Source organism: Nevskia soli DSM 19509 (assembly GCF_000711955.1).
GTDB classification, from domain to species: domain Bacteria; phylum Pseudomonadota; class Gammaproteobacteria; order Nevskiales; family Nevskiaceae; genus Nevskia; species Nevskia soli.
Genome location: NZ_JONR01000043.1, coordinates 37050 through 44332, shown reverse-complemented (window position 1 = coordinate 44332; position 7283 = coordinate 37050). Strand labels below are relative to the sequence as shown.

The 7283-nt window shown below is 65.0% G+C and carries 9 protein-coding genes; 3 read left to right on the top strand and 6 right to left on the bottom strand.

The genetic code is table 11. The features are described from left to right. Positions 1 to 657 precede the first annotated feature (657 nt). A complete protein-coding gene (locus tag BP26_RS0119170) occupies positions 658 to 1071 on the top strand; it encodes a YybH family protein (RefSeq protein ID WP_029922177.1) in 414 nt (137 codons plus the stop codon). A 92-nt stretch (positions 1072 to 1163) separates the two neighbouring features. Next, positions 1164 to 1436 carry a hypothetical protein gene (locus tag BP26_RS29685; RefSeq protein WP_211254978.1) on the top strand — a complete coding sequence of 91 codons (273 nt, stop codon included), beginning with the start codon at positions 1164 to 1166 and terminating at the stop codon, positions 1434 to 1436. 137 nt (positions 1437 to 1573) lie between these two features. Here the strand turns inward: BP26_RS29685 and BP26_RS0119160 are convergent, their stop codons facing one another. The 5 genes from BP26_RS0119160 to BP26_RS0119140 form a co-directional block, all read right to left on the bottom strand. After that, complete coding sequence (locus BP26_RS0119160; protein WP_029922176.1) at positions 1574 to 2146, bottom strand: DUF4337 domain-containing protein; 573 nt, start codon at positions 2144 to 2146, stop codon at positions 1574 to 1576. A 120-nt stretch (positions 2147 to 2266) separates the two neighbouring features. Further along, positions 2267 to 3166 (bottom strand): heme o synthase, encoded by a 900-nt coding sequence (cyoE, locus tag BP26_RS0119155; RefSeq protein WP_029922175.1) that lies wholly within the window; start codon positions 3164 to 3166, stop codon positions 2267 to 2269. 13 nt (positions 3167 to 3179) lie between these two features. After that, positions 3180 to 4277: a COX15/CtaA family protein gene (locus BP26_RS0119150; RefSeq protein WP_029922174.1), complete on the bottom strand. Its 1098-nt coding sequence runs from the start codon at positions 4275 to 4277 to the stop codon at positions 3180 to 3182. Positions 4278 to 4488: 211 nt separating this feature from the next. Continuing rightward, positions 4489 to 5106 (bottom strand): redox-active disulfide-containing membrane protein, encoded by a 618-nt coding sequence (locus BP26_RS0119145; RefSeq protein ID WP_029922173.1) that lies wholly within the window; start codon positions 5104 to 5106, stop codon positions 4489 to 4491. Continuing rightward, positions 5103 to 5831 (bottom strand): SURF1 family protein, encoded by a 729-nt coding sequence (locus BP26_RS0119140; protein WP_029922172.1) that lies wholly within the window; start codon positions 5829 to 5831, stop codon positions 5103 to 5105. Before BP26_RS0119140 ends, BP26_RS0119145 begins: the two co-directional genes overlap by 4 nt. A gap of 81 nt (positions 5832 to 5912) precedes the next feature. Here BP26_RS0119140 and BP26_RS0119135 point away from each other — a divergent pair, with 81 nt between their 5' ends. Further along, on the top strand, positions 5913 to 6128 hold the full coding sequence (locus tag BP26_RS0119135) for a twin transmembrane helix small protein (protein ID WP_029922171.1): 216 nt from the start codon (positions 5913 to 5915) through the stop codon (positions 6126 to 6128). Between the two features lie 243 nt (positions 6129 to 6371). On the opposite strand, the gene BP26_RS0119130 is transcribed toward BP26_RS0119135, so the two are convergent. Next, on the bottom strand, positions 6372 to 7268 hold the full coding sequence (locus BP26_RS0119130) for a cytochrome c oxidase subunit 3 (protein WP_029922170.1): 897 nt from the start codon (positions 7266 to 7268) through the stop codon (positions 6372 to 6374). Between the last annotated feature and the right edge of the window lie 15 nt (positions 7269 to 7283).

Genomic DNA, 7283 nt, shown 5'->3' with positions numbered 1-7283 from the left:
TGCGGTTCCGCCTTGAAGGCGGGTCACTTTCTTGTCTCCAGCGACAAGAAAGTAACCAAAGAAGCGCCGCCCCGGAGCCTGCGCCCATCAATCACCTATCGGTGATTGATGGGTCCCCTGCGCTTCTCGCCCGCGGCGGGGTTTTTGTACAGGCCATCCCTGGCCTGTACAAAAACGCTTCGGCATCCTGCCTCGCCTCGCGCCAAACAGGCGCGAGCCTACGTCGCCGCGGACTCCGATGCTCGGCGCAGACAACGGGGGGAACGTCAAAAGCCACGGCAACCGCAACATCAAAAGCCGAAACGTTGCTCTTGAGCGCTCCCTATCCCTTTTCGTCATCCCCGCGCAGGCGGGGATCCAGTTTTGCTGACCTCAACGTACGGTTGCAGCCTCGACTTTCGCGGGCGTTTTCCTGGGGAAAGGAACATCGCTCACCGCATGCGTGCCAACAAAAAACCTTGGCACGCATGGCACGCATGGCAAAAACAGGGGTTTCTGCGCATGGTGCCGGCCAGCGGCTGACCATGCGCTAGCCCCTGGATTCCGGCTTTCGCCGGAATGACAAGGTGCGAGAGGTGAGACTGAGCGGGCTTGGTGAATGAAGGAATGCGTTGCGATTCTTTCGCCCCATGCCTTACGCGCTCGGAGGAATTCTGGATGGACAAGAAGCCAAGTGGTTCCGAAGACGAGGCGGCAATTCGCCAAGTAGTCGAGTCGTGGACCGCCGCCGTACGCCGCAGAGACTTCGAAGGCATTCTCCGGAACCATGCTTCCGACATCGCGATGTTCGATGTGCCGCCGCCGTTTCAAATCAGAGGAATCGAGGCCTACAGAAAGTCTTGGGATTTGTTCTTTTCCTGGTCGAGTGATCCGGTTCCGTTCGATATCACCGAGATGAGCATCACTGCCAGTGCGGATGTCGCTTTTGTTGTTGCGACGATGCGTTGTGCGGAGCCTGGGCCTGACGGTAAGCAGAAGCCACTGGATTTTCGGTTGATGATGGGGCTGCGCAAGATCGAGGGGCGGTGGATCATTACGCATGAGCATCATTCGGTGCCGGCGGAGAGTTGAAGATGCACCGCGTTCCGCCCGCGGCGGAATGACGAGGTGGGGGTGAGGGCACGATTTACGTTATTACCCTTGTGGGCTTGGCGAATGGCGGAATGCGCTACGCTTATTCCGCCCTACTATCGTTGCTCTCCCCTGAGCCGGGCTTAACAGATCTTCACTTGCCGATGACCGAACCGACGCCGAAGGAATCCCGGGTATCCGATACGCGCCAGGGCGCGAAGGTGGGATTGATCATTGTCCTGCTGCTGGTGTTTGGCGGGCTGTTCCTGGTGCGGGTGCTGCACAAGACTTCGCAGCTTCAGGATTGCGTGATGTCCGGGCGGACGAATTGTGCGCCGGTGGATGGGGCCAGTCCGAGCAACTGAGGAGGTTGGTCTTTTAGGGGGAACTACGGTGCTTTTTTGAATGCGCGCCCCTCACCCCTGCCCTCTCCCTACGTACGTGGGGAGAGGGAGTAACGACTGGGAGGGGATTCGTCAGGAGTGCGCGACCAAGCCGATTGCTAGACCAGCACGAAGGCCAGGATCCACATCAGGATGCCGCCGGCGGCGGAGACCAGGGCCAGGCCGAAGAGCCAGCGTTTGCGGGTCAGGGCGGTGATCGATGCGGCGGAGATGGCGATCTGGATCAGGGTCATCGCCATGGCCAGCTTTTCGTGCGGATGCAGGGCGTGCTCGGATTGCTGGTTGGCTTCTTCCGAGGCTTTCTCGAACTTCTCCGCCTGCTGCTTGCTCTGCTCCTTTTCCTCGCCGTAGCGCTTGATGTCGGCCTTGAGCGCGGCGATGCGCGCGGGGTCGGTGGTGGACTGCGCTTCGGATTCGGCGATTTCCTGCTTGATGCCCTTGGCCTGGTAGTAGGCCCACTGGTCGGAGGCCATGGTGCGGCTGAGCACGGCTTCGTTCTTGTAGATCAGCGCGTTGTTCTGGGTGTGGCCTCCAAGGTAGCTGACGACGGCGCCCAGGGTGGCGAGGATGGCGGTGAAGATGGCGACCTGCTGGCTCAGGGCCACGCCATGCTGCGCCTCGTGCTCGATGTGGTGCTCGTGTGCGGCCGGCACTTCGTATTCTTCGCTCATGGTTCGCTCGCTTTCATTTGCGGTCTGCAATGGCGAAGTACGTGCTTCGCCGATGTCTTGTCCCTCACCCGGCGCTGGCGCGCCGACCTCTCCCGGAGGGAGAGGCAAACAATCAGGCAATCAACGGATGTAGTGGTCGGCGAACAGCAGGGTGAAAATTCCCATCAGGTAGACGATGGAATAGCCGAAGGTCTTCATCGCCAGGCCAGGGCGCGGCGCCCACTTGAGCTGGATGGCGTAGTAGAGGAAGACGAAGCCGAGCAGCAATGCGCCGACGAGGTAGATGACGCCGCTCATGCCGAAGACGAAGGGCAGCACGCTGACCACCAGCAGCAGGATGGTGTAGAGCAAAACCTGCAGGCGGGTGTACTCAAGGCCGTGGGTGACGGGCAGCATGGGTACGTCGACGTCGGCGTATTCCTTGTGGCGCTCGATGGCCAGGGCCCAGAAGTGCGGCGGGGTCCAGGTGAAGATGATGAGGAACAGCAGCAGGGCGTGCGGATGGATGGTGCCGCTGATGGCGGCCCAGCCCAGCACCGGCGGTGCGGCGCCGGCGGCGCCGCCGATGACGATGTTCTGCGGCGTGGCGCGCTTGAGGTAGAGGGTGTAGACGCCGGCGTAGCCGATGAGGGTGGCGAGGGTCAGCCAGGCGGTGAGCGGGTTGACCAGGAACCACAGCACGGCGAAGCCGGCGGTGCCGATGATGGCGGTGAAGACGATGGACTCGGTGACGGACAGCGTGCCGGTGACCAGCGGGCGGCCGCAGGTGCGGGCCATGCGCGCGTCGATGTTGCGGTCGATGAGCTGGTTGACGGCGGCGGCGGCGGCGGCCTGGAGGGTGATGCCGATGGTGCCCCACAGCAGCTTGTCCAGCGGCGGCAGGCCGGGCACGGCGAGGAACATGCCGATGATGGCGGTGAAGACGATGAGCATCACCACGCGCGGCTTGCACAGCTCGTAGTACTCGTTGAGCCGGTGGCGCAGGCCCGAGGGCGCGGCGACGGTGGTCTGTGCGGTCATGTCGGCTTGGCCCTCAGCCTTGTGCGGTTTCCGGCTTGCGCCAGGCGAAGAAGTTGACGGCCACCACGGCCAGCAGCAGCAGGGCGGCGCCGGCATTGTGCGCGTCGGCCAGCAGCAGGGGCAATTGCAGCTTGACGATGCTGATGCCGATGCAGACCTGGAGCAGCAACGCCCCGAGCAGGGCTGCGCCGAGGCGGCGCCACAGCGTGGTCTTGGCGGTGGCCAGCAGATACAGCGCGAGGCCGCCGAGCACCAGGCTCAGCAGCAGGGCGCCGTAGCGGTGCATCAGGTGAATGGTGGCGCGGGTGGCGCCGTCGAGGATGCCGTACTCGTAGTTGGCGCCGGTGCCGTGCCAGACGTCGAAGGCCTGGGCGATGCCGGTCTGCGGCGCGTAGGAGCCGAGGCAGGCGGGGAAATCCGGACAGGCCAGGGCGGCGTAGTTGGAGCTGGTCCAGCCGCCGAGGAAGATCTGGCCGATCACCAGCAGCAGGGCGAAGGCAGCGCAGCCGCGCAGGCTGGTGGCGGTGGACGGCGCCGGCGCTGCGGCCTTTTCGTTCTGCGCGGTGAACCAGGCCTGGCGCTCGGAGCGGGCTTCGCGCTCGGGCCTGCCGCGAGCGGCGGTGGCGGGTTCGACGGCGCCGCCGCGCAGCCACAGCCACCACAGCAGGACCAGGGTGGTGAGGCCGACCAGCAGGTGGCCGGTGACGGTGACGGGGTTGACGTTCCACAGCACGGTGAGCGCGCCGAGCGCGCCCTGCAGGCAGACGGTGCCGATCAGGGCCAGGCTCAGGCCGCGGAACTGGCGCAGGCCGCCCACCAGCCAGGTGAGGGCGGCGAGGATCAGCAGCAGGGTGCCGAGGGTGGTGGCGAGGTAGCGGTGGATCATCTCCTTCCAGGCCTTGTGGGCCTCCACCACCGGGCGCGTCGGGTAGGCCTGCGCCACGCTTTCGGCGGAGTCGCGGGCGGCGGCGGTGACGGTGAGGTGGCCATAGCAGCCGGGCCAGTCAGGGCAGCCGAGGCCGGCGTTGGACAGGCGCACATAGGCGCCGAAGACGACGACCACGAAGCAGAGGATCAACGCGAGGAGATTGATGCCGCGAAACAGGGCCATTTTCGGGGGATTTGCACTGCCGCGGCCGGTGCATGGGCGGCTTCTAAGGGTGCGTATTGTACCCGTCCAGGTGGTTAAAAGCTGCTCAGGGCCGGGGCCGCGCTGGCCCCTCGATACACCCGCTTCGCGGGCACTCGGGGCGAACGGGTGTAGTGCTTGGGAGGGAAACAGCCGGCGGCCATGGGCCGCCCAACAATCACTGCTTGCGGCCTCAGTCGATCTGGGATTGGTTCATCAGCTTCTTCAGGTCCTTGCCGATGCCCTTGAAGTCGACGATGGGGTCGGCCTTGGGGGGGTAGAGCATGAACCAGTTGCCGAGGGGGTCGACCATGTAGAGGGCGTCCGGCGCGGCGGGCTGGAAGAAGTCGGTGGCGCGGCTGCCGGGGGCAGCGGTGTCAGCCAGAAATACGAGGTCGGGGTGTTCGGCGGCGAGCAGGGCCTTGGCGGCGGCCAGGGACTGGGCGTCGGGGGCGAGGTAGATGCGTTGCAGGCGGCGGGCGTTGCGGTCGAGCGAGGTGCGTATCTGGCGGCTGAGATGGACGGCGGTCCGGCAGGCCTGGGCGCATGCGGCGGGGGCGAGATAGACCATGTCCCACTTGCCCTTGAAGACGGCGGCGTCGGCGGGTTTGCCGTCGGCGTCCTGCAGGGCCAGCGGCGGCAGCGGGCGCGCGGGATGGACCAGCTGGCCATAGTTGGTGGTGCCGGTGGGGCGCAGGTTGGGGAAGAGGAAGTAGACGGCGTAGGCGGCCAGCACCGGCAGCACGAAGATGGCCAGCACGATGAGGAAGGGGCGGCGGTTGCGCGGGGGAGCGGTGGGGGTGGTGTTCACGGCTTACGTTTCAGGTTGAGCTTGATGAAGATGACCAGCAGGGTCAGGGCGAAGGCGAACCATTGTGCGGCATAGGCGTAGTGGCGCGCCGGGGGAAAGCCCTCGCTGCTGACGCGCCACTCCCGCACAAAGCCATCGGGCGCGTCGGGGGCGAGGAGGATTTCGCCGGCCATCACCGGCTCGCCGTAGAAGCAAGCCAGGTCCTTGGCGTTGGGATAGAGCACCAGGCGCGGCCATTCGGCGGAGAGCTTGTCGGGGATGCAGGCCGAGTTGCCCAGGCGGATGCCCGGCTCGGGCAGGGAGCGCCACAGGCCCTGCACCATGACCTCGCCTGCCGGCACCGGCAGCGGCGGCAGGGTGTGGCGGTTGGGACCGTGTGGCACCCAGCCGCGGTTGACGATGACCAGTCCGCCGCTGCTCAGGCGCAGCGGGGTCCAGACGTTGTAACCGGGCATGTCGGCGTGGACCTGGTCGTCGAGCAGGAGCTGGCGCTCGGCGAGCCAGGTGCCGTGCGCGGTCACCGCGATGGCGGCGAGATTGGCCGGGACGGCGGTGGCGGCTTTCAGTTCGACCGGCGCAAGCTGGGTGGCGGCGGTGTATTGCAGGTCCAGGGCTTTCTTTTCGGCGCCGCGGTCGAGTTGCCAGATGCCGAGATAGACGGTCAGGGCGCAGCCGACGACGGTGCCGGCGATGGACCACTTGGAGGGGCGGAATGACCAGCTCATCGATTGCCTGAATTACCTGCGGTTTCATCGGGGGACACGCCGCGGGCTAAGATGCGCCTCAGCCTTCCACTGGCGTCCGTAATGCTTGTCAAAATCATCATCGTGGCCTTCCTGCTCGCCATCGTGGCGTCGCTGTTCACGGGCCTCTACTTCCTGCTCAAGGACAAGGGCACCAGCGACGACCGCCGCACGGTGAATGCCTTGAAGGTACGCGTGGGGCTGTCCATTGCCTTCGCGCTGTTCCTGATTGTGAGCTACTACATGGGGTGGATACATCCCCATGGTGTGGGTGGGTAGAGCTTGGGGAGTCAATCGCCACGGCTGGGGATATCCCGCCAATGGGCTTGCTGGGATTCGCTGCGCTCATCCCAGCTTACGGGAATTGCGAAGCGCGAAACGCTATCCGGAATGATGAAGTGCGTACTCCGCATCTCTGGATACCGGCTTTCGCCAGTATGACGCTGATGATGTGGGTGGCGGCTTAAAGCAAAAGGCCCGGCCTTGCGGCCGGGCCTTTTTTATTTCGCTACGGCTGCGCGCTCAGAGCACGTAGACGAAGGTGAACAGGCCGATCCATACCACGTCCACGAAGTGCCAATACCAGGCCACGCCCTCGAAGCCGAAGTGGCGATCGGGCTTGAAGTGGCCGGACATCAGGCGCAGGGTGATGATGATCAGCATCAGGGTGCCGAGCGTCACGTGCATGCCGTGGAAGCCGGTGAGCATGAAGAAGGTGCTGCCGTAGACGCCGGAGTGCAGGGTCAGGTTCTGCACTTCGTAGGCATGGATGTATTCCTTGGCCTGGCAGAACAGGAAGGTGACGCCCAGGGCGATGGTCAGCCACATGAAGGCGATGCACTTGGCGCGCTTGTTTTCCTTCAGCGCGTGGTGCGCCCAGGTGACGGTGAAGCTGGAGGTGATCAGGAGCAGGGTGTTGATCGCCGGCAGGCCCCAGGCTTCCATGCCTTCGAACTCGCCGCCGACGTGGCCGGGGCCGTTGCTCGGCCAGCTGGCTTCGAAGTGCGGCCACAGCAGCAGGTTGGTGAGCAGCTTGGAGCCGTCGCCGCCGAGCCAGGGAACCGACAGCATGCGGGTGTAGAACAGGGCGCCGAAGAAGGCGCCGAAGAACATCACCTCGGAGAAGATGAACCAGCTCATGCCCCAGCGGAAGGTGCGGTCCACCTGGAGGTTGTAGCTGCCGTGCTCGCTCTCCATGGCGACATCGCGGCACCAGCGGAAGATGATGTAGAAGGCCAGCACCGCGCCGGCGATGATCATCGGCTTGATCGGCAGGGCGCGGTCTTCCAGGTAGCCGGCCACGCCATAGACCAGCAGCGCCAGGGCGGCGGTCAGGATGAACGGCCAGACGCTGGGGTTGGGGACGAAGTAGCGGCTCGGGCCGGATTCGGCGGGGGCGGCAGGTGCATGGGTCGCCATCTGACTTTCCTCGGT

Bases quoted from the DNA above. Each gene is read 5' to 3' on its own strand.
- BP26_RS0119150 (WP_029922174.1), bottom strand. From the start codon at position 4,277: ATGGCCCTGTTTCGCGGCATCAATCTCCTCGCGTTGATCCTCTGCTTC.
- BP26_RS0119160 (WP_029922176.1), bottom strand. From the start codon at position 2,146: ATGAGCGAAGAATACGAAGTGCCGGCCGCACACGAGCACCACATCGAG.
- BP26_RS29685 (WP_211254978.1), top strand. From the start codon at position 1,164: ATGCGCTACGCTTATTCCGCCCTACTATCGTTGCTCTCCCCTGAGCCG.
- cyoE (WP_029922175.1), bottom strand. From the start codon at position 3,166: ATGACCGCACAGACCACCGTCGCCGCGCCCTCGGGCCTGCGCCACCGG.
- BP26_RS0119140 (WP_029922172.1), bottom strand. From the start codon at position 5,831: ATGAGCTGGTCATTCCGCCCCTCCAAGTGGTCCATCGCCGGCACCGTC.
- BP26_RS0119130 (WP_029922170.1), bottom strand. From the start codon at position 7,268: ATGGCGACCCATGCACCTGCCGCCCCCGCCGAATCCGGCCCGAGCCGC.
- BP26_RS0119135 (WP_029922171.1), top strand. From the start codon at position 5,913: ATGCTTGTCAAAATCATCATCGTGGCCTTCCTGCTCGCCATCGTGGCG.
- BP26_RS0119170 (WP_029922177.1), top strand. From the start codon at position 658: ATGGACAAGAAGCCAAGTGGTTCCGAAGACGAGGCGGCAATTCGCCAA.